At 67.8% G+C, this 17,698-nt stretch carries 19 protein-coding genes; 10 read left to right on the plus strand and 9 right to left on the minus strand.

What is annotated here, in order from left to right; all coding sequences use genetic code 11:
• Nucleotides 1-456 precede the first annotated feature (456 nt).
• From OWC43_RS01380 to OWC43_RS01395, 4 genes are all read left to right on the plus strand, one after another.
• Nucleotides 457-933 (plus strand): (2Fe-2S)-binding protein, encoded by a 477-nt coding sequence (locus OWC43_RS01380; RefSeq protein ID WP_091947650.1) that lies wholly within the window; start codon nt 457-459, stop codon nt 931-933.
• Nucleotides 930-3,281, plus strand: coding sequence for a xanthine dehydrogenase family protein molybdopterin-binding subunit (locus OWC43_RS01385; RefSeq protein WP_137829630.1), 2,352 nt, complete (start codon nt 930-932; stop codon nt 3,279-3,281). The genes OWC43_RS01380 and OWC43_RS01385 overlap by 4 nt, the downstream gene beginning before the upstream one ends.
• A 161-nt stretch (nt 3,282-3,442) precedes the next feature.
• Entirely contained in the window at nt 3,443-3,823 is a 381-nt protein-coding gene (locus tag OWC43_RS01390) for a hypothetical protein (protein ID WP_393958464.1), read from the plus strand.
• A gap of 129 nt (nt 3,824-3,952) precedes the next feature.
• A complete protein-coding gene (locus OWC43_RS01395; RefSeq protein ID WP_393955424.1) occupies nt 3,953-5,098 on the plus strand; it encodes a sensor histidine kinase in 1,146 nt (381 codons plus the stop codon).
• A gap of 14 nt (nt 5,099-5,112) precedes the next feature.
• On the opposite strand, the gene OWC43_RS01400 is transcribed toward OWC43_RS01395, so the two are convergent.
• Nucleotides 5,113-5,391 carry a hypothetical protein gene (locus tag OWC43_RS01400; protein WP_393955425.1) on the minus strand — a complete coding sequence of 93 codons (279 nt, stop codon included), beginning with the start codon at nt 5,389-5,391 and terminating at the stop codon, nt 5,113-5,115.
• Between the two features lie 277 nt (nt 5,392-5,668).
• Between OWC43_RS01400 and OWC43_RS01405 the strand changes: the two genes are divergently transcribed.
• On the plus strand, nt 5,669-6,064 hold the full coding sequence (locus OWC43_RS01405) for a TIGR02300 family protein (protein ID WP_137829626.1): 396 nt from the start codon (nt 5,669-5,671) through the stop codon (nt 6,062-6,064).
• Here the strand turns inward: OWC43_RS01405 and OWC43_RS01410 are convergent.
• Nucleotides 6,061-6,534, minus strand: a complete 474-nt coding sequence (locus tag OWC43_RS01410; protein WP_393955426.1) for a hypothetical protein — start codon at nt 6,532-6,534, stop codon at nt 6,061-6,063. The genes OWC43_RS01405 and OWC43_RS01410 overlap by 4 nt on opposite strands.
• A 241-nt stretch (nt 6,535-6,775) precedes the next feature.
• Between OWC43_RS01410 and OWC43_RS01415 the strand changes: the two genes are divergently transcribed.
• Nucleotides 6,776-8,557 carry a pyrroloquinoline quinone-dependent dehydrogenase gene (locus OWC43_RS01415; protein WP_393955427.1) on the plus strand — a complete coding sequence of 594 codons (1,782 nt, stop codon included), beginning with the start codon at nt 6,776-6,778 and terminating at the stop codon, nt 8,555-8,557.
• Nucleotides 8,558-8,572: 15 nt separating this feature from the next.
• On the opposite strand, the gene OWC43_RS01420 is transcribed toward OWC43_RS01415, so the two are convergent.
• The 5 genes from OWC43_RS01420 to OWC43_RS01440 form a co-directional block, all read right to left on the minus strand.
• Nucleotides 8,573-9,544, minus strand: a complete 972-nt coding sequence (locus OWC43_RS01420) for a DUF6925 family protein (RefSeq protein ID WP_393955428.1) — start codon at nt 9,542-9,544, stop codon at nt 8,573-8,575.
• A 400-nt stretch (nt 9,545-9,944) separates the two neighbouring features.
• Complete coding sequence (locus OWC43_RS01425; protein ID WP_393955429.1) at nt 9,945-10,070, minus strand: hypothetical protein; 126 nt, start codon at nt 10,068-10,070, stop codon at nt 9,945-9,947.
• A gap of 147 nt (nt 10,071-10,217) precedes the next feature.
• Nucleotides 10,218-10,748, minus strand: a complete 531-nt coding sequence (locus tag OWC43_RS01430) for a hypothetical protein (RefSeq protein WP_393955430.1) — start codon at nt 10,746-10,748, stop codon at nt 10,218-10,220.
• 323 nt (nt 10,749-11,071) lie between these two features.
• The gene (gene ssb, locus OWC43_RS01435; RefSeq protein ID WP_137829621.1) at nt 11,072-11,617 is read right to left on the minus strand and encodes a single-stranded DNA-binding protein; all 546 of its coding nucleotides are present in this window, start codon (nt 11,615-11,617) and stop codon (nt 11,072-11,074) included.
• Nucleotides 11,618-11,899: 282 nt separating this feature from the next.
• On the minus strand, nt 11,900-12,916 hold the full coding sequence (locus tag OWC43_RS01440) for an NADP-dependent oxidoreductase (RefSeq protein ID WP_393955431.1): 1,017 nt from the start codon (nt 12,914-12,916) through the stop codon (nt 11,900-11,902).
• A 78-nt stretch (nt 12,917-12,994) separates the two neighbouring features.
• Between OWC43_RS01440 and OWC43_RS01445 the strand changes: the two genes are divergently transcribed.
• Nucleotides 12,995-13,399 (plus strand): DUF4174 domain-containing protein, encoded by a 405-nt coding sequence (locus tag OWC43_RS01445; RefSeq protein WP_393955432.1) that lies wholly within the window; start codon nt 12,995-12,997, stop codon nt 13,397-13,399.
• 87 nt (nt 13,400-13,486) lie between these two features.
• Here OWC43_RS01445 and OWC43_RS01450 read toward each other — a convergent pair whose 3' ends face one another.
• On the minus strand, nt 13,487-13,981 hold the full coding sequence (locus OWC43_RS01450) for a hypothetical protein (RefSeq protein WP_137829619.1): 495 nt from the start codon (nt 13,979-13,981) through the stop codon (nt 13,487-13,489).
• A 345-nt stretch (nt 13,982-14,326) separates the two neighbouring features.
• Between OWC43_RS01450 and OWC43_RS01455 the strand changes: the two genes are divergently transcribed.
• Complete coding sequence (locus OWC43_RS01455) at nt 14,327-15,064, plus strand: phosphodiester glycosidase family protein (RefSeq protein ID WP_393958465.1); 738 nt, start codon at nt 14,327-14,329, stop codon at nt 15,062-15,064.
• A 105-nt stretch (nt 15,065-15,169) separates the two neighbouring features.
• Here the strand turns inward: OWC43_RS01455 and OWC43_RS01460 are convergent, their stop codons facing one another.
• Nucleotides 15,170-15,361, minus strand: a complete 192-nt coding sequence (locus OWC43_RS01460; RefSeq protein WP_137829618.1) for a hypothetical protein — start codon at nt 15,359-15,361, stop codon at nt 15,170-15,172.
• 173 nt (nt 15,362-15,534) lie between these two features.
• On the opposite strand from OWC43_RS01460, the gene OWC43_RS01465 reads away from it, so the two are divergent.
• Nucleotides 15,535-16,806 (plus strand): glycosyltransferase, encoded by a 1,272-nt coding sequence (locus OWC43_RS01465; RefSeq protein ID WP_393955433.1) that lies wholly within the window; start codon nt 15,535-15,537, stop codon nt 16,804-16,806.
• Nucleotides 16,807-17,089: 283 nt separating this feature from the next.
• On the plus strand, nt 17,090-17,443 hold the full coding sequence (locus tag OWC43_RS01470; RefSeq protein WP_137829616.1) for a phasin: 354 nt from the start codon (nt 17,090-17,092) through the stop codon (nt 17,441-17,443).
• Nucleotides 17,444-17,698: the final 255 nt, after the last annotated feature.

Consider the following 17,698-nt stretch of genomic DNA (forward strand, 5'->3'; position numbering starts at 1 on the left):
ACATGGATGATGAGGTCCGATGGAACTCCGACCGTCTTCCGAGGCAAACGTCGCAGCCACAAGGCCGTCTATTCGGTAGCATTCATGTGCGCGAACGCACAGACCACCCTGCCGGAAGCTCCTGATCCCGTCTCACAGCGTAATCCATGGCCGGCGGCTTGCCCCATGCGATTGTCAGACCGGCCAGTTCCGACTAATTCCAGATTATGCATGCAGGTGGGGCCGTCGACCGGCCCCGATCCGGGCGCGTCCCGGCCTGCCCTGACATTCAAGAGCCGGGCGGACGCCACCTGAGGTTCCGCCAAACCGGCCGCCACGGCACCGGACCGCCCCGCCTGATCGGCGCCCGGCACCGGTCCCGCCACGGCATTCCATGGGGACGGACAGTCACGATCGGCCCTCCGGCGGAGAATGATTCGCTTGGGTGGCTCCATCCTGAAACGGCAGATGGCAGCGATGATAAAACTGACGGTCAACGGAGCCGAACGCAGCTTCGACGGCGATCCCGAGATGCCGTTGCTGTGGTACCTGCGCGACGAGCTCGGCCTCACCGGCACGAAGTTCGGTTGCGGCATCGCCCAGTGCGGCGCCTGCACGGTCCATATCGGCGGCACCGCTGCACGGGCCTGCATCACCCCGGTCTCCGGCGCGGAAGGCCAGGAGATCGTCACGATCGAGGGCCTCTCGCCCGACGGCAACCACCCGGTCCAGACCGCGTGGCGCGATCTCAACGTCGCCCAGTGCGGCTACTGCCAGACCGGTCAGATCATGCAGGCGGCCGCGCTCCTGAAGGACACGCCGAAACCCACCGATCAGCAGATCGATGAGACCATGAGCGGCAACATCTGTCGCTGCGGTACCTATCCGCGCATCCGCGCCGCGATCCATCAGGCCGCCGGCAACGCGCCCGCCAACAAGGGAGAGCGCCTGTGATTCATGAAGCCAAGATGATGGCCGAGCACGCTGCGTCGAAGGATGCCGCCGGCCCCGTGACGATCGACAATTTCAGCCGCCGCGGCATCCTCGGTGGCATGGGCGCCCTCGTGCTCGCCCTCTCGCTCTCCGACAAGGCGAAGGCGGACGAAGGCCAGACCGAAGAGCAGAAAGCCAAAAAATTCGGCGCCGACGGCATGCCGAACGGCTGGCGCGACGATCCCAAGATCTTCGTTGCCATCGCCAAGGACGGCACCGTCACGGTGACCAACCACCGTTCCGAGATGGGCACCGGTGTCCGCACCTCGATCGCCTTCACGGTGGCCGACGAGCTCGAGGCCGACTGGTCGAAGGTGAAGGTGGTTCAGGCCTGGGGCGACGAGAAGCGCTTCGGCAACCAAGACACGGACGGCTCGCGCTCGCTCCGTCACTTCTTCCAGCATTTCCGCCATGTCGGTGCCGCCGCCAAGCTGATGCTGATCCAGGCCGCCGCCAAGCAATGGGGTGTGCCGGAGAACGAGGTGACGGCCGAGAACCACGTGCTCACCCACGCCAAGTCGGGCCGCAAGCTGGGCTACGGCGATGTCGCGGAGGCCGCTGCCGCCCTGCCGGTGCCGGCCCGCGAGAGCGTCTCGCTCAAGAAGCCGGAGGCCTTCCGCTACATCGGCAAGGGCAAGGTCGGCATCATCGACAATTTCGACATCACGACGGGCAAGGCTCAGTACGCCCTCGACGTGAAGCTCGACGGGATGCTGTACGCCGTCGTGGCGCGCCCGGCCGTCTATGGCGGCAAGGTCGTCTCGTTCGACGACAGCGCGGCCAAGAAGGTCCCGGGCGTCGTGAAGATCGTCAAGATCGACGGCGGTGAGATCCCGTCGGAGTTCATGCCGCTGGGCGGCATAGCGGTCATCGCCAAGAACACCTGGGCGGCGATGAAGGGCCGTGAGGCCCTGAAGATCACCTGGGACGACGGCCCGAACGCCGGCTACGACACCGACGCGTTCCGCAAGGAACTGGAGGCGGCGGCCCGCAAGCCCGGCAAGGTCGTCCGCGTCTCCGGCGATGTCGACGCGGCGATGAAGACGGCCAAGACCAAGATCGAGGCCGAGTATTTCGTGCCGCACCTGGTTCAGGCACCGATGGAGAACCCGGCCGCGGTCGCCCGCGTCAAGGACGGCGCCTGCGAGGCCTGGGCCTGCACGCAGGGTCCGCAGGCCGCCCATGACCGGCTGATGAAGCGCCTCAACCTGCCCGCCGACAAGGTGCGGGTGAACGTGACGCTGCTCGGCGGCGGTTTCGGCCGCAAGTCGAAGCCCGACTACGTGGTCGAGGCTGCCCTGTGTTCGCAGGCGGTCGACGGCGCGCCGGTCAAGCTCGTCTGGACCCGCGAGGACGACATCCAGCACAGCTACTTCCACACCATCTCGGTGGAGCGGCTGGAAGCGGGCCTCGACGACAAGGGCATGCCGGTGGCGTGGCTTCACCGTTCGGTGGCGCCGACGATCGGTTCGATCTTCGCGCCCGATCCGAAGCACGAGCTGCCGTTCGAGCTCGGCATGGGCCTCGTCAACAACCCGTTCGACCTGAAGAACGTGCGTCTGGAAAACCCGGAAGCCGCTGCCCATACCCGGATCGGCTGGTTCCGCTCGGTCTCGAACATCCCGCACGCCTTCGCGATCCAGTCCTTCGTGGCCGAACTCGCCCACGCGGCGGGCCGCGATCCCAAGGATTACCTGCTCGACCTGATCGGGCCGGCCCGGAAGATCGATCCGACCGAGATCGGCGACGTGTGGAACTACGGCGAGGACCCGAAGCGCTATCCCGTCGATACCGGCCGTCTGCGCGGCGTGATCGAGGCGGTGGCCAAGGGCGCCGGCTGGGGCCGGAAGCTGGAGAAGGGCCGGGGTCTCGGCATCGCCGGACACTACAGCTTCGTCACCTACACCGCGGTCGCCGCCGAGGTTGAGGTCGATGCTAAGGGTCAGGTGAAGGTGCACGCCGTCGACATCGCCGTCGATTGCGGTCCGCAGGTGAACCCGGAGCGCATCCGTTCGCAGATGGAAGGCGCCGTGGTGATGGGAATGGGCCTCGCGCTCACCTCCAAGATCACCTTCAAGAACGGCCGCACCGAGCAGTCGAACTACGACACCTACGAGATCACCCGCATCGACGCGGCTCCGAAGATCGTCCGGGTGCATCTCGTTCCGACCGGAAGCTACGACGGTCCGCTCGGCGGCGTCGGCGAGCCGGGCGTGCCCCCGGTCGCCCCGGCGATCGCGAATGCAGTCTTCGCGGCCACCGGCCGCCGCGTGCGCGAGCTGCCGATCCGCGACCAGCTCAGCAGCTGACGAAAACGGGTGCCCCCGTTCCCTGAGGGGACGGGGGCACCCGCGTGCTTCTCGCCACTCTTTGAGGAGGGGCGTGCGGACAGCGTGCAACCCGCTGCGGCTCCGAAGACTTTCCGGAGGAACGCCCAGCCGATGATCTCCGCACAGGATTTTTCTTCATGATGCAGGCCCCGCGTCTGTCGCTCGCCCTTCCGCTGCTCGCCCTGCTCGCCGGGCCCGCACTCGCATCGCCGTGCTCCGACAAGATCGCCGCCCTCGACGGTCGCGTGAAGGACCAAGCTGCGGAGGCGATCTCGGCCTCGACCGGCAGCAAGACGATCGCCGCCCATCGCGAGGGGGAAGGCCAGACCGGCACCGGTGGCCAGACCGACAAGCGCGAGGCGCCACCCGAGAAATCGGCCGAGGCCGGCAAGGGCGGTGATCAGGCCCAGCAGGCCAAGGTCGCGGTCGAGGAAGCTCGCACGGCCGACGGCAAGGGCGACGCCAAGGGCTGCGAAGAGGCCGTCCAGCGGGCCGAAAAGCTCCTCGACGCCAAGCCCTGAGATTGAAACGACGTCACCTCGGGCGCGATCCTATCCAGTCACGCGCCCGAGGTCCTATTGCGGACATGCTTGCCTGCCAGGGCGCTCGCCCGAAGGGCCCCGTGTTCCGCCGACCTTGAGCCGACATCGATGACCGTGACTGCGCCGGGTGCGCTCGAACTCCGTCTGCGCCAGCAGGTCATTCTATCCGATTTCGGCGTGGAGGCTCTGCAGGCCAGCGCCCTTCTGCCACTGCTGCAGCGGGCGACAGAGCTGTGCGCCCAAGGGATGGGCGCCCAGTTCTGCAAGGCGCTCGAATACCAACCGGCGCAGGATCTCCTGCTGGTCTGCGCCGGGGTGGGCTGGGAGCCGGATTGCATCGGCAGGGCGGTCGTCGGGGCCGACCTTGCCTCGCCCGCGGGCTACGCCCTCAAGACCGGCCATCCGGTGATCTCGAACCATCTGGAAAACGAGACCCGCTTTCGGACCCCGACCCTGATGGCCGATCACGGCATCCGCCGCGCGGTGAACGTGCTGATCACCAACCGCGACGGGCATTACGGTGTGCTGGAGGTGGACGATACCCGCGAGGGTGTCTTCGGCGAAGCCGACATCGCCTTCATGCAGGGTTTCGCCAATCTGCTCGGCAGCGCCATCGAACGGCTGCGCTCCGAGGCGAAGCTCAAGGTCGCGCTGGAGCGTCAGGATCTGCTGACGCGCGAGATGAGCCACCGGGTCAAGAACAGCCTCACGGTGGTGGCCGGGCTGCTCGCCCTTCAGGTGCGGGGCACCGACAACGAGGATGTGAAGAGCGCCCTCTCCGATGCCCGCGCCCGGGTCGAGGCGGTGGCGCAGGTCCACGACCAGCTCTGGCGCCAGCCGGACATCACGCAGATCGATCTGGCCGGCTTCCTCGGGGCCCTCTGCGACAAGCTCACCGAAAGCGCCGGGGCGAATGCGCTGCGCTGCGATGCCGCTGCCCTGACGATACCGGCCGACCTCGCGATTCCCCTCGGCCTGTTCGTCAACGAACTCGTCACCAACGCGATCAAGTACGCCTATCCCCAGGGCCAGGGTCAGATCCGCGTCGAGGCATTCTCGCGGGACGATGGCGGCCTGACGGTGGCAGTCGCCGATGACGGGGTCGGATTGCCGGAGGGGTTCGATCCCGCCAAAGCCCGCTCCAGCCTCGGCATGCGGGTCATCAACAATCTGGCTCGCCAGCTCGATGGCGAACTCGTCCTGGTGCCGGGACGGGGCGCCCGCTTCGAAGTGCGGATGGCGCCCCGCCCCTGAGGTTTAACGCGATCTCAGTTGCCGCCGCCGGAGCTGCTGCCGCCGCCGCCGCTGCCCTGCGGGACGGCCCGCGACGGCTGGTTGGCATTACCGCCCGCGGCCGAATCGGTCTGCACCGTGTCCGCACCGGTCGCACCGCGGGGAATCGTGACATTGCGATCGCCGCCGGTATTGTTCTGACCGCTGGTCACCGGCGCGCCGGGCGCTGTCTGCGGCGCCGTCGTCTGGGCCAGGGCGGGGGAGAGGCCGGCCGCCGCGAGGGCGAGCGCGCTGGCGAGAATCGTGTGACGCATCCTGTGACCCTTTCGTCGAACGGAACGAGCGTCCGGCGGCTCGGTGCCGGCCGTTTTGGTTCGCGGGACAACACCGTTGGGCGCCTGTTGTATCCCTTGGGTGCTCAATCTTGGCCGCTCGACGCCGCCGCGTCTTGCCCATACCTTCGGCGGTCAGCACCATCCCGTGGGGCCATCAGATGCGATCGGAGGAAGCGGCGGAACGCTTCGGATCCGATTGACACCGCCCTGGGGCCGGCGCATCTGCGAAATGCAACAATGTTACGGTGAGGCCTGTATGGATATTTCCGAACGGGGAACGAAGCGGATCTGCCCGACCACCGGCAAGAAGTTCTACGATCTGAACCGCGATCCCATCATCTCGCCCTATACCGGCGAGGTCGTGCCGATCTCGGCCATGACGCCCCTGGCGCGGGGGGCGGCACCGGCGCTCGCTCGAAAGACCGATCCCGACGAGGACGAGGCGGAAGCCGAGGGCCCCGAACTGGTGTCGCTCGACGAGGTCGAGAGCGAAGAGGGCGGTGCGGATGACAGCAGCGATAGCACCGGCGATGACGACCTCACCGTCGAGGACGATTCCGACACGGCCGACGACGACGTCACCCTCATCGAGGATGAGGACGATGACGACACCAGCGACCTCGTCGATGTCGAGGACGACGACGAGGACTAACGCCTGACCGGCCTCGCCATCAGCAGCGCCGTCCGTACGGCGCTGCGCCGCGAGGGGAGATGTGCGTCGCGCAGGTCGGCGGCTTCCCGCTGCGTCGCGTATCGGGCGACCGATGCGGCGAGATCCAGACAATAACGGTCGCCGATCCGGTACTTTCCGGTTGCCGGATCGGCGAGGTAGGCATCGACGGCGTCGTTCAGACCCTCGATGGGGATGTGCTCCTCGGTCACGAGATCCCAGAGCGTCGGATCGCTCGAAAGCGTTTCTTCGATGGGCGGCAGCGAGCCTGGAGACCCGTTTCCCGCATCGATCGGGTCGCATCGGTCCACGAGCGAAAGGCCAGCGACCTGTTCCCCGATCCGGTCCGTATTGGCGGTCACGGCGCTCATCGTACCGCACCCACGGCGACGCGATGAACGCCACCTCCGTCGGATCGCGGCGTCACGGACATCGATGCGGACCGGCGGCATGGTCGGGAGAAGCCGGGAAACGGAGCAAACATAAGGGGATGGCCGCAGGGCAATCATTCGAACAATACACTGGTATCGAAACGCTATAACGTCACATTGTCAATCGCCCAGGTTGGTTTTCGCTTGGGCGCCGGATCGCGCCTCCACCCTCGTGCGCTCTCTTACAGCGCGACGGTAATGCCCATTCGACAGGCCGCATCGACCACCGTAACCAGGGGGATCGGTGGGGAGGAGCGGCGACGTGAGACGAGACGCGACGAGTTCGGCACGGGCCCGCATCGGTGCGGCGCTGCTTCTTCTGCTTTCCGGAAGCGTCGTCGCGGCAGGCGAGGGGGATTGGCCCGCCTTTGGACGGGATCCGTCCAACGGGCATCATTCGCCCCTGACGGCGATCGACCGGTCGAACGTCGCCCGTCTGCGCCCGGCCTGGATCTTCCAGAGCGGCGTGACCGGTTATTTCCAGGCCGAGCCCGTGATCGTCGAGGGCGTGATGTACGTCTCGACCACCGGCAACCACGTCGCGGCCCTGGACGCCAAGACCGGCCGGGTGCTGTGGACCTACACGCACAAGGCGCGCACCGAGAAGATCTTCGGCCCGCCCTCCAATCGCGGTGTGGCTGTCTCCGGAGGCCTCGTTTTCGAGGCGACCATGGATGGCCGGGTGATCGCCCTCGACGCCAAGACCGGCCGCCTCGTCTGGGATCAAGAGGCAGTGCGCCCGGAAGAGGGAGAGACCGAGACCGCCTCGGCGCTGGCGGCCACTCTCGGCGACAAACCGGTCCAGGGATCGAGCCGGCTCGGCTTCAAGATGCCGCCGCTGGTGGCGGAGGGCCTCGTCATCGTCGGCGTGACCGGCGCGGGCTACGGTCTCCATGTGGAAGACGAGAAGGGCGGGCTCGACGGCGGCTCGGTGGTCGGCATCGAGGGCGGCTATGGCCGACGCGGCTGGCTGGCCGCCTACGACGCGAAGACCGGCGCGGAGCGCTGGCGCTGGTACGTCACCAAGGAGGATGGTTGGGAGGGCGTCTTCGCCGAGACGACGCCCGACGGTATCCCGCTCAACCGCGACATCGCCGCCGAGAAGGCCGCCGCCGAGAAGAACCGCGACGCCTGGAAGGTGGGCGGCGGTTCGCTCTGGATGACGCCGGCATACGATCCAGCGCTCGGATTGATCTTCCTCGGAACCGGCAACCCGGCGCCGCAGAATTTCGGCCTGACCCGGCCGGGCGACAATCTCTACACCATGAGCCTCGTCGCCCTCGACGTGCGCACGGGCCAGCTGCGCTGGCATTTCCAGCAGGTTCCGCACGAGCAATGGGGCTACGATGTCGCCAGCCCGCCCTTCCTCGTCGAGGCGACGACGCCGGACGGCCCGGTCAAGGCGGTGGCCCAGGCGAGCAAGACGGGCTTCATCTACCTGCACGAGCGCACCACCGGCCGCCTTCTGGCGCGCTCCGAACCGCTGATCAGGCACAAGAACCTGTTCGCGCCGCCGAGCCCGGAGGGAACGGTGGTGAGCCCCGGGCCGCTCGGCGCCATCTCCTGGCATCCGGTCGCCTACGATGCGGTGTCGAACCGTGCCTTCGCTCAGGTCCGGCACGGGGCGGCGACCTATACGATCAAGACCGTACCGGCCTCCGGCAACCGCCCGGAACTCCGCTATACCGAGACGAGCGAGGCGAAGGGCGAGCCGACCTTCTCGACCCTGACGGCGATCGATCTGGCGAGCGGCAAGGCGGTTTGGTCGAAGAAGGCCGGGAGCCGGCTCTCCGGCGGGACGCTCTCGACTGCCGGCGGTCTCGTCTTCTCCGGAGAGGAGGACGGGCATCTCGACGCGCACGATGCCGGTACGGGCGAGATCCTGTGGCGCTTCCAGTGCGGCGCCGGCATCGGCGGGCCGCCGGTCACCTACGCCGTCGACGGCCGCCAATACGTCGCGGTGGCCGCGGGTGGCGCCTCCTTCACCAAGGCCTCGGGCTTCGGCACGGGCGATGCGCTGGTGGTTTTCGCCCTGCCGGATTGACGGGGGGCGACCCGCTCACCCGTGGAGGGCGGCCTCTTCCTCTTCTTCGCTCGGCATCTCCTCGACGCACTCGCCACGCCGGTAGCGGGCTTGTATCTCCGCCGCGCGGCGTGCGGATTGCGCGTGTTTGGGCGAGATCGTCCCACCCAGACCCTGCACGCCGCCGCGCTTGATCGCGAGCCAATCCGGATCGGCCCAGCGATCCAGCAACGTCTGGAATGCGGCGAGCCGCTCAGGCTCGAACGGGATGCGAGCGCCCATCATGTCCTTGTAGGGGTGCGGCGGATGGATCGCCGCGCAGGGGACGAGCCCCGGCGGGATCGGCGTCGTCGCCGCGTGGGTGCGCCCGCCCTTGAGGAGTTTCGGCAGGACGTGGGTGTGCGGCCCCTCGGGGCTGGTGCCGCCGGGGCCGGGGATCGGCGAGAACACCTCGATCCGGCCGAAGCGCGCCAGGAACACCCGATGCGGGCTCAGCCTGACGAGCTGCGGTCCGATCGGGTTCGAAAGGTCGAACAAGGGTTGCCCCAGTCCCGCCCGCAGGCAAGCGATGGCCTCCGGATCGCGGGTGCGGACACAGGCATCGACGGCCGTCAGACCCAAGCCCAGATCGAACAGCACCGCATCCCGGTCCTCGGGGCGGGCGGCCGCTTCGTCCGGTCCGAGTTCCGTGACGACCGTGCGCTGGCCCATGGCACAGCGATCTTCGGGCAGGCACAGGGCGACGGCATGGTTCCAGCCCGAGGCGAAGGCGGTCTCGTAGGCCAGGGGCCGCAGCTCCGGTAGAACTTCGAGGGCGATGGCACCGCGGGCCGTGGCCAGGCCCAAGCGACTGTCGGAGAGAGGGCTCACCGGTTCTTCAGGATCGCGCATGAATTCGGCGATGGCGCCGAAGCTGCCGAGGCTCCAGGCGGTGCCGGGATCGGCCAGAGCGTCGCGCAGGAGCGCGGCAACGGCTGCCGGATGGGATTTGGCCTGCGAGGCTGCCACCGTCATTCTCCTCCCGCCGCGCGGCCGGCGCCATCCCTCACCGTACCGGTGGCGTGCCCCGGCGCAGTGTGACCGAATAGGCAGCGATCTGCCCGGAACGTGGGCAGATATGCTGCGTTGCCTGCACGATCCGAAGTATCGGCTTTGCTCATCATCTTACAGGAAGTGAGAACGAATGCGCGACCACAGCCAATCGATCGGCCGCCTTTCTTCATCTTCGCCGAAGCGGAATGGCCGTCCCGCCGCGTCGGCTCACCGTTTGTCGGGCCTCAACAAAGCGTCGGCGGCGAGCGGGAAGACGCCCGGCCCGGCTCCGGAAACCGGCCGCGTCGTGGCGCCGACGAGCGATTTCGAGGGATTCGGCTCCTTCAGCTAAGCAGAACCGCGTTGTAGCGGCCGCTCATTCCTGACCAGGACTGGTGAGCGGCCGCAATCCGGTGACGAAGTTCCAGCGCCACCCCACCAGCACGACGAAGCCGGAAAAGAGGGTGGCGGAAGCCATGACGGCGAGGGCTGCGTGATCCATGTCCGGCCGCTTAACGGTGCGGGACTGGCCCCGCCACCGTGCGATCCGCCGCAGCGACCACGTGAAACCCGCCTGTTGCCCTTCGGCAGCAGGCGGGTTCGCGTTTGAGCGCCTTCCCGCGCGCGGTCTCAGAGAGGGTCGTTGGGCTCAGCCCTGACCGCCGAAGCCCAATCCACGGATGATGTCGCCGATCGGGTCGACGCGCTTCGTCTCGGTCGGCGCCTGAGCCGGCACCGATGGCGGCGAGGCAGCATTCGTCGCCGCTTCCTGTGATTCGAGGGTGGCATGGCGGCTGCGAACCGGTCGCTGGGCCGCCTTACGCCTCTGTGCCGAGGCCGATTTCCGTGCGGCGCTCGGCACATCCCGCTCTAGCTTCTGGGCCGCGACCGGTGCAAGGGCTTGGGACATCGATTGAGCCGGGGGCACCGATACCTCGGCGGGCTTCGCGCCCACTGTCTCGGGACGGGTCTGCGCGACCTCCGTCGCTGGTACGCTCTGCTGGCGCATCGGCGGGTTCACCCAGGCCGTCTGCTCGGCCTGCGTATCGAGACTGGCCACCGCCCGCTCCGGACGCGGCGTCGACGCGGCGAAGGGACCCGCGTGCATGATCTGGGCGGCCAGAACCAGCGCGGATATTGCAGCGGCGGTCACGCCGAGGGTGGACTTGTAGTGTTCCATGCTTGCAGAACGTATCGCCAAGCTTATCGTTCCGCTTCGCCCGGCCTTCCATTGCATGGTTTCGTCGCGGATGGGCAAGGCGAGATCGGGTGCGATCGCTTCGCATGGCGCCCGGAGCCATCGGCGTGAACCGGAATTGCTGCGTACAAAACGACTTCGGCTTCGCCGCGATCAGGTCGCGTGAAGCCGAAGGATGGTCATTGAGATGACAGAGCGAATGCTGTCCGGTGCTTTCCCGATCCTGGGATAGCAGGCGTTGGGGAGTAAATTCCGGACAGGCTGCAATCCTCGGCGAAGCGGGTCTCCGCCTCGTCGGGACGCCCCTAGAACGGGATGTCGTCGTCGAGGTCGTAGTTCGGCTTGCCGCCGCCCCCGCCACCGCCGGAAGGCCGACGGTCGCCGCCGCCCGAGGATCGACCCGAGCCGTACTCGTCGCGCCCGCCACGATCACCGCCGCGGCTGATCTGGCCGCCACCCTGATCATCCTCACCCGCGAAGTCGCCGCCACCCCCGCCGCCGCGACCGTCGAGAATCGTCATCTCGCCGCGGAAGCGCTGCAGCACGACCTCGGTGGTGTATTTCTCCGCGCCGGACTGATCGGTCCACTTGCGGGTCTGAAGCTGACCCTCGATGTAGACCTTCGATCCTTTGCGCAGATACTGTTCCGCCACGCGGGCGAGGTTGTCGTTGTAGATCACGACCGAGTGCCACTCGGTCTTTTCCTTGCGCTCGCCCGACGCCTTGTCCTTCCAGGACTCCGACGTCGCGATGCGCAGATTGACCACGGGGTCGCCCGAGGACAGGCGCCGCGTCTCGGGATCGCGCCCGAGATTGCCGACGAGGATCACCTTGTTGACGCTGCCCGCCATCTCACTCTCTCCATTCGATCCGATCTCACAGGGCCTCTCTCGCCCGCGATGGCCTGGACCTTGGCGATCCTACCTCTCCGGAGCAAGCCGTCCGCACCGCTTGTGCCCGCTTCACACCGGGGGGCCGCAGCGCGTCACGATGTTCTATCTTTGTTCTGATCACCGGGCAAGGCATCGAGCGACGAGACAGCCTCTCGTCACACCGACGCCCGGCATCGCGTCCCCCCACGGAAGTGCGCGGTTCGACCCCTGCGCCCTCCCATGGGGATCGGTGATCACGGCTCACGACACCTTCACCACCAGCTTGCCGAAATTGGCGCCCCGCAGCATTCCGATGAAGGCGGCCGGAGCCTTCTCCAGCCCCTCGACCATATCCTCGCGAGCCGTGACCCGACCGGCTTTCAGCCAACCGCCGACATCGCGCAGGAAGCCGTCATGCAACTCCGCGAAATCCCAGACGATGAAGCCGCGAAGCGTCAGGCGCTTGGTGAGCACCGCGCGCATGAGGGTCGGGGATCGGTCCGGCCCCGGCGGTAGCTCGCTCATGTTGTAGCCGGAGACGAGGCCGCAGACCGGGATGCGAGCGAAGTCGTTGAGGAGCGGAAGCACCGCGTCGAACACCGCCCCGCCGACATTCTCGAAATACACGTCGATTCCGCTCGGGCAGGCACGGGCGAGCGCCTCGGGGAAGTCGGGCGCGCGGTGATCGACCGCCGCATCGAAGCCGAGCGTCTCGGTGAGATACGCGCATTTCTCCGGTCCGCCCGCGATGCCGACGCTTCGCGCACCCTTGATCCGGGCGATCTGACCGACCAGCGAACCGACCGGGCCGGCGGCGGCGGCGACCGCGACGGTCTCGCCCGCCTGCGGGCGCCCGATCTCCAGAAGACCGGCATAGGCGGTCATCCCCGGCATGCCCAGCACTCCGAGGAAGGCGCTCGGCGCGCCGTCGGCCGGATCGAGTTTTTGCAGGCCGTGCCCGTCCGATACGAGATAGTCCTGCCAGCCGGCAGGGCTCAGCACGAGATCGCCGACCGCGAAGGCCGGATGGTGGGACGCCTCGACCGCGCTCACGGTCTGCCCGACCATCACCTCGCCGATCTCCACCGGCTTGGCATAGGATTTCGCCGCGCTCATGCGCCCGCGCATGTAGGGGTCGAGGGAGAGAAAGCGGGTGCGCAGCAGGACTTCGCCATCCCGCAGCGCGTTGACGCGGTTCTCCTCCAGGCGGAAATGCTCCGGCTTCGGTTCGCCGTGCGGTCGTGAAGCCAGAACGATCCGGCGGTTGACGACGGTCATGAGCGTCTCCGGGTGGGGAAAGGGAACCGGGCAGATGGGTCGCACGTCGTTTCCGGCAATGTGGCCGGGAGAGATGCGGTGGTGTGGAAGCGCGCGGGCCTCGCGATGTCGGCAGTGATCCTGGGAACCGGAGCATCGGCCATCGAGAGCCATCCGCTGTCACGCTATGCCGGGACCTCGCGGGTGTTGGTTGTGGCGGCGCCCGATGCCCGCAATGATCGACTGTCGGCCCAGCGTCAGGCCCTGGCTTCCGCCCGAACGGGAGCGTCGGAACGTGATCTCGTGATCGTCGAGGCGGTCGGCGACGGGCCGGAAGCGGCGGCGATCCGACGGGCGCTCGGGCTCCCGGCGGATGCGTTCCGCGCCGTGTTGGTGGGCAAGGATGGCGGGGCGAAGCTCACGTCGGCGGAGCCGATACCGCCCCAGACGCTGTTCTCGACCATCGACGCCATGCCGATGCGGCGTGACGAGATGCGGCGGTGACACGCTCGCTCGGATCGCGGGACCTGTGCCAGTAAGCAAAGGGGCCGCCCGCGGCGGCCCCTCCCGGTCGATCTTTCGTTTCGACGGTCAGTAACAGCGCTCGACCAGCACCCGGCGCGGTCCGTAAGGCGTCCAGCGCACCCGCTCCACGGTGTAGCAGCCGCCGCCGTAATAATAGGGGTCGTAGCCAACGGTGGAGTAGCCGTAGGGACCGCCGTAATAGCCGCCATATCCACCGTAATAGCCGGCGCCCAGAGCTGCACCGGTCGCGAGGCCGAGGCCGAGACCGAGGCCCACTCCGCCATAACCGCCACGGCGCCAGCCATATCCGCCGCCCCGCCAGCCATAGCCACCGTAACGCGGGCCGAAGCCGGCCGCCCGATATCCGCCGAAGCCACCGCCGAAGCGGCCGAACCCGCCGCCGAAGCGCCCTCCGCCGAACCCGCCGCCCCGGAAGCCGCCGAAGCCGCCACCGTGGAAACCACCGCCATGGAAACCGCCGAAGCCTCGGGCATCGGCGGTCGCCGGGATCATCGCCAGCGCGCCGGCCATCGCGGCCGATGCCAGAACAATCCGTTTCATCGAACCATCTCCAACAGAGAGAAAGCTCCCCCGTGCGCTCAGAACGTCCGGGATCGAGAGAGGGTTCATGCGACCTCTGGTCCCAAACCGGTGAGGGGGGGATAAAGTCGACGCGTTCCTCGCGCGCCCTCGGCCCGACGGTGCGGCTTGAATGCTGCCATGCTTTCGGGCGAGAGGGGCGTCCGTGGTCGATTCGCTGGCAAATCCTCGTTCGCCGGACCTCGGGAGCGAGGTCTCGCCAGTGATATCCGGCGGCTCCGTCTCGCCGGGACGAAAAGAGGCCGCTCCACCGACAGGGACCGTGCTGGAACCGTGACCGTGACGCTTCGCCTTCCGCTTTTCGCCCTGTGCCTTCTGCTGTCCGGTCCGAGCACGGACCGCGCCTTTGCGGAGCCGGCGCCCGCCGCGACGGGGAAGGGGCCCTGCCGGGCCGTGGAGGCCGAGGGGCAGCCCTACACCATCTGCACCGTCGATCTGCGGCGCGAGCGGGTACGGCTCTTCTGGCTCGGGCCGGACGGGCTGCCCTATTCCTCCCTCGGCAATCTCGCCGACCGGCAGGGTACCCGCCTCAGCTTCGCGATGAATGCCGGCATGTACGACAAGGGACAGGCGCCGGTCGGGCTCTACGTCGAGGAGAGTCGCGAGCTGAAGGGCGTCTCGACCGCCAACGGGCCGGGCAATTTCCATCTCAAGCCGAACGGCATCTTCTACGTGAAGGGTGACCGGGCCGGCGTGATGGACACCGCGCGCTACCTGAAAGCCAAGCCGGCACCCGATTTCGCCACGCAATCGGGGCCGATGCTGGTGATCGAGGGCAAGATCCACCCCAAGATCTCCACGGACGGCCCGAGCCAGAAGATCCGCAACGGGGTCGGCGTGCGCGACGATGGGCGTGTCGCCGTCTTCGCGATCTCCGAACAGCCCGTGACCTTCGGGGCCTTCGCGCGGCTGTTCAAGGACGAGCTCGGTTGCCGCAACGCCCTGTTCCTTGATGGCAGCGTCTCGAGCCTCTACGCCCCCGGCCTGGGACGCTCGGATCTGAGCCGACCGCTCGGTCCGCTGGTGGGCGCGGTGGCGAAGTAAGCCAGCCCCGCCACCGCGTGTCAGTTTCGGTCACCACCATCGGTCGCATGCGGCGGTCCGATGGCGACGACCGGAACGGCGATCCCTGCCGGAGGCGGCAGGGGCTTATTTCGTGATCTTGACCGAGACGGGATCGCTCGACGGGAACGTCTCTTCCAGAGCCTCGTCGAGGCGCTCGCTCGCCTTGTCCTGACGATTCTCCGGGTTCGACTTGTCGCCCTTGCCGTCCTGGCGGAAGCCGGCGGCCTCGGTGTCGTCCTTCCGGGTCGTGTCGTTCGGATTGGTCTGGTCGGTCATTTCGCGTCTCGCTCGTGTTCTCAGAGCCGCCCCTCGGGCGGCGGGGATGCTGACCAACGCGACGGACGCGCCCGGTGTTTCGTCGACCGGGCGGATTGCCGGTGACCCGTTTACCGAACGGCAGGTGATCGTCCCGCACCATCCGGCCCGGTGGCCGGCAGAGGAGCGCGCCCATGCACGTCGTGATCCTGGCCGAATTCGCCGCAGCCAGCGGCGGCGCCGAGAAGGTGGCCGTCGAATCCGCCCGTGGCCTCGCCGAAGCCGGTGCCCGCGTCACCTATATCCAGGCGGTGGACGGACCGGTCGATCCGCTCCTCGACCATCCCCGCCTGCGCCGCGTCGCTCTCGCCCTGCCCGACGTGTGGTCGCTGCCCGCATGGCGCGGGGCAGTGACGGGGATCTGGAACGCCGAGGCGGCGCGGCGGCTCGCGGCGGCGCTCGATGCGCTGCCGGAACCCGTCGATTGTCTGCATCTCCACCAGTGGAGCCGCGCCTTCTCGCCCGCCGTGCTGCCGGTGCTGCTCGCCCGGCCCGCACCGCTGGTGCTGACCCTGCATGATTACTTCCTGGCCTGCCCGAACGGCGTCTATTACCGCTTCGACCGGGATGAGCCCTGCACCGTTTCGCCGATGTCGATGTCGTGCCTCGCCGCGCCCTGCGATCCCAAGAGCCGCCTGCACAAGGCGGTGCGGGTCGGGCGCGCCGCCTCGCTGCGGATCGCCCGGGGCCGCGAGAGCCTCGACGTCATCCACGTCTGCGATGGAAGCCTTGCCCGGATGACGGGATGGCTCGGGGCCGAAAAGCTTCGCCATCACCGCATCGACAACCCCGTGCGGGTCGTCCACGGCGCCCCGGCCGAGCCGGCGCGGGGCGATGCGGTCGCCTATATCGGGCGATTGACCGTGGAGAAGGGGGCCGATCTCGTCGCCAAGGCGGCCCGCCGCGCGGGATTGCCCGCCCTGTTCGTCGGGGCCGGACCGTTGGCGGAGCCTCTGCGGGCGCAGGGGGCGGAGGTGATCGGCTGGCGCACGCCCGCCGAAGTTGGAGCCATCCTGCGGGCGCGGGCACGGGCCGTCTGTGCCCCCTCGCGCTGGTACGAGACCGGACCGCTCACGATCTACGAGGCCTTGGCGCAGGGAATTCCGGCGATTGCTTCGACCCGTTCCGGGGCCGCCGAGAAGGTGCGCCATGGCGAGACCGGTCTCGTGATCGAACCGGAGGTCGAGGCACTGGACCAGGCCTTCCGGTTGCTGCGGGACGATGCGGTGGTCGAACGGCTCGGCCAGGCGGCCCATGCTGCCTATTGGCGAGCGCCGCCGACCCTCGAAGCACACGCAGATGCTCTGCTTGGCCTGTACCATCGTTTGGCGGATGAATACTTTATGCGGCACTGCACCCAAAGCGAGTCAGCTGGAACCGACCGGACTGTCGCTGCACTGCGATGAATCGTGTTCTCTGAGGGAAAAGCGGTTGGCCGAGGAGCGGTTTGACGTTATAGTGCTGGATTGCTCGCGATCGAGGCCGCGAGACCGTCCCGCATCGATGATCATCTGATATTGCATTTGACTAAATAGCTTGTCGGTAACGAGGGACGTTGCTGGTTCGGATACTCGCTTGACTTTCATGTTGCGGTGCAACATATGGGGCGTGGGCCGGTCATCCGAACGGAGACGCCCCGCCGAAAGGGCGGCGCGCCGATCTCCCGGTCCTGAAAATCAGGAGAGCGACATGAGCACCCCGAATTTCGAGATCCCCACCGAGTTCCGCGATTTCGCCGACAAGAGCGTCGACCAGGCTCGCAATGCCTTCGGTACCTTCCTCAACGGCGCCGTGAAGACGTCCGAGCAGCTTCGCACCTCGGCCAACACGGTCCAGTCGACCCTGCACGCCGCCATGCTGAAGGGCCTCGACCACGCCAAGACCAACGCCGACACCACCTTCGACTACGCTCAGCGCGTCGTGCGCGCGAAGGACGTCCGCGAGGCTTTCGAGCTCCAGTCGGAGTTCGTGAAGACGCAGTTCGCCGCGCTCCAGGCCCAGTTCAAGGAGTACGGTGCTCTCGCTCAGAGCGCCGCCCGCTAAGGCATCCGTTCCCCGGTCCTGCCGGGGACACGAGGCATGAGCCATAGGGTCCAGTCCCGGTCCCGAATGTGTCATGCTCCGTCGCTACGCTCTCCCATGGCACCCCGGGCCCGTTCCGGGGTTGCCGGTGGGAGCGATGTCTGACCGAGGAGTGAAGTCCATGTCGTCGAGCCGCCGCAGAGGACGTTCGTCGGGATCGCCCGCCACGGGCCGCCCGACCGCTCCTGGGGACAGTGTTTCTGAGCCCGTAGTGGC

The sequence above is a fragment of the Methylorubrum sp. POS3 genome, assembly GCF_043352485.1.
GTDB classification, from domain to species: domain Bacteria; phylum Pseudomonadota; class Alphaproteobacteria; order Rhizobiales; family Beijerinckiaceae; genus Methylobacterium; species Methylobacterium suomiense.

Bases quoted from the DNA above. Each gene is read 5' to 3' on its own strand.
- OWC43_RS01440 (WP_393955431.1), bottom strand. From the start codon at position 12,916: ATGACCGTCGTCAACCGCCGGATCGTTCTGGCTTCACGACCGCACGGC.
- OWC43_RS01395 (WP_393955424.1), top strand. From the start codon at position 3,953: ATGACCGTGACTGCGCCGGGTGCGCTCGAACTCCGTCTGCGCCAGCAG.
- OWC43_RS01450 (WP_137829619.1), bottom strand. From the start codon at position 13,981: ATGAAACGGATTGTTCTGGCATCGGCCGCGATGGCCGGCGCGCTGGCG.
- OWC43_RS01410 (WP_393955426.1), bottom strand. From the start codon at position 6,534: ATGCCGCCGGTCCGCATCGATGTCCGTGACGCCGCGATCCGACGGAGG.
- OWC43_RS01465 (WP_393955433.1), top strand. From the start codon at position 15,535: ATGCACGTCGTGATCCTGGCCGAATTCGCCGCAGCCAGCGGCGGCGCC.
- OWC43_RS01430 (WP_393955430.1), bottom strand. From the start codon at position 10,748: ATGGAACACTACAAGTCCACCCTCGGCGTGACCGCCGCTGCAATATCC.
- OWC43_RS01460 (WP_137829618.1), bottom strand. From the start codon at position 15,361: ATGACCGACCAGACCAATCCGAACGACACGACCCGGAAGGACGACACC.
- OWC43_RS01390 (WP_393958464.1), top strand. From the start codon at position 3,443: ATGCAGGCCCCGCGTCTGTCGCTCGCCCTTCCGCTGCTCGCCCTGCTC.
- OWC43_RS01400 (WP_393955425.1), bottom strand. From the start codon at position 5,391: ATGCGTCACACGATTCTCGCCAGCGCGCTCGCCCTCGCGGCGGCCGGC.
- ssb (WP_137829621.1), bottom strand. From the start codon at position 11,617: ATGGCGGGCAGCGTCAACAAGGTGATCCTCGTCGGCAATCTCGGGCGC.
- OWC43_RS01470 (WP_137829616.1), top strand. From the start codon at position 17,090: ATGAGCACCCCGAATTTCGAGATCCCCACCGAGTTCCGCGATTTCGCC.
- OWC43_RS01405 (WP_137829626.1), top strand. From the start codon at position 5,669: ATGGATATTTCCGAACGGGGAACGAAGCGGATCTGCCCGACCACCGGC.
- OWC43_RS01425 (WP_393955429.1), bottom strand. From the start codon at position 10,070: ATGGATCACGCAGCCCTCGCCGTCATGGCTTCCGCCACCCTCTTTTCC.
- OWC43_RS01380 (WP_091947650.1), top strand. From the start codon at position 457: ATGATAAAACTGACGGTCAACGGAGCCGAACGCAGCTTCGACGGCGAT.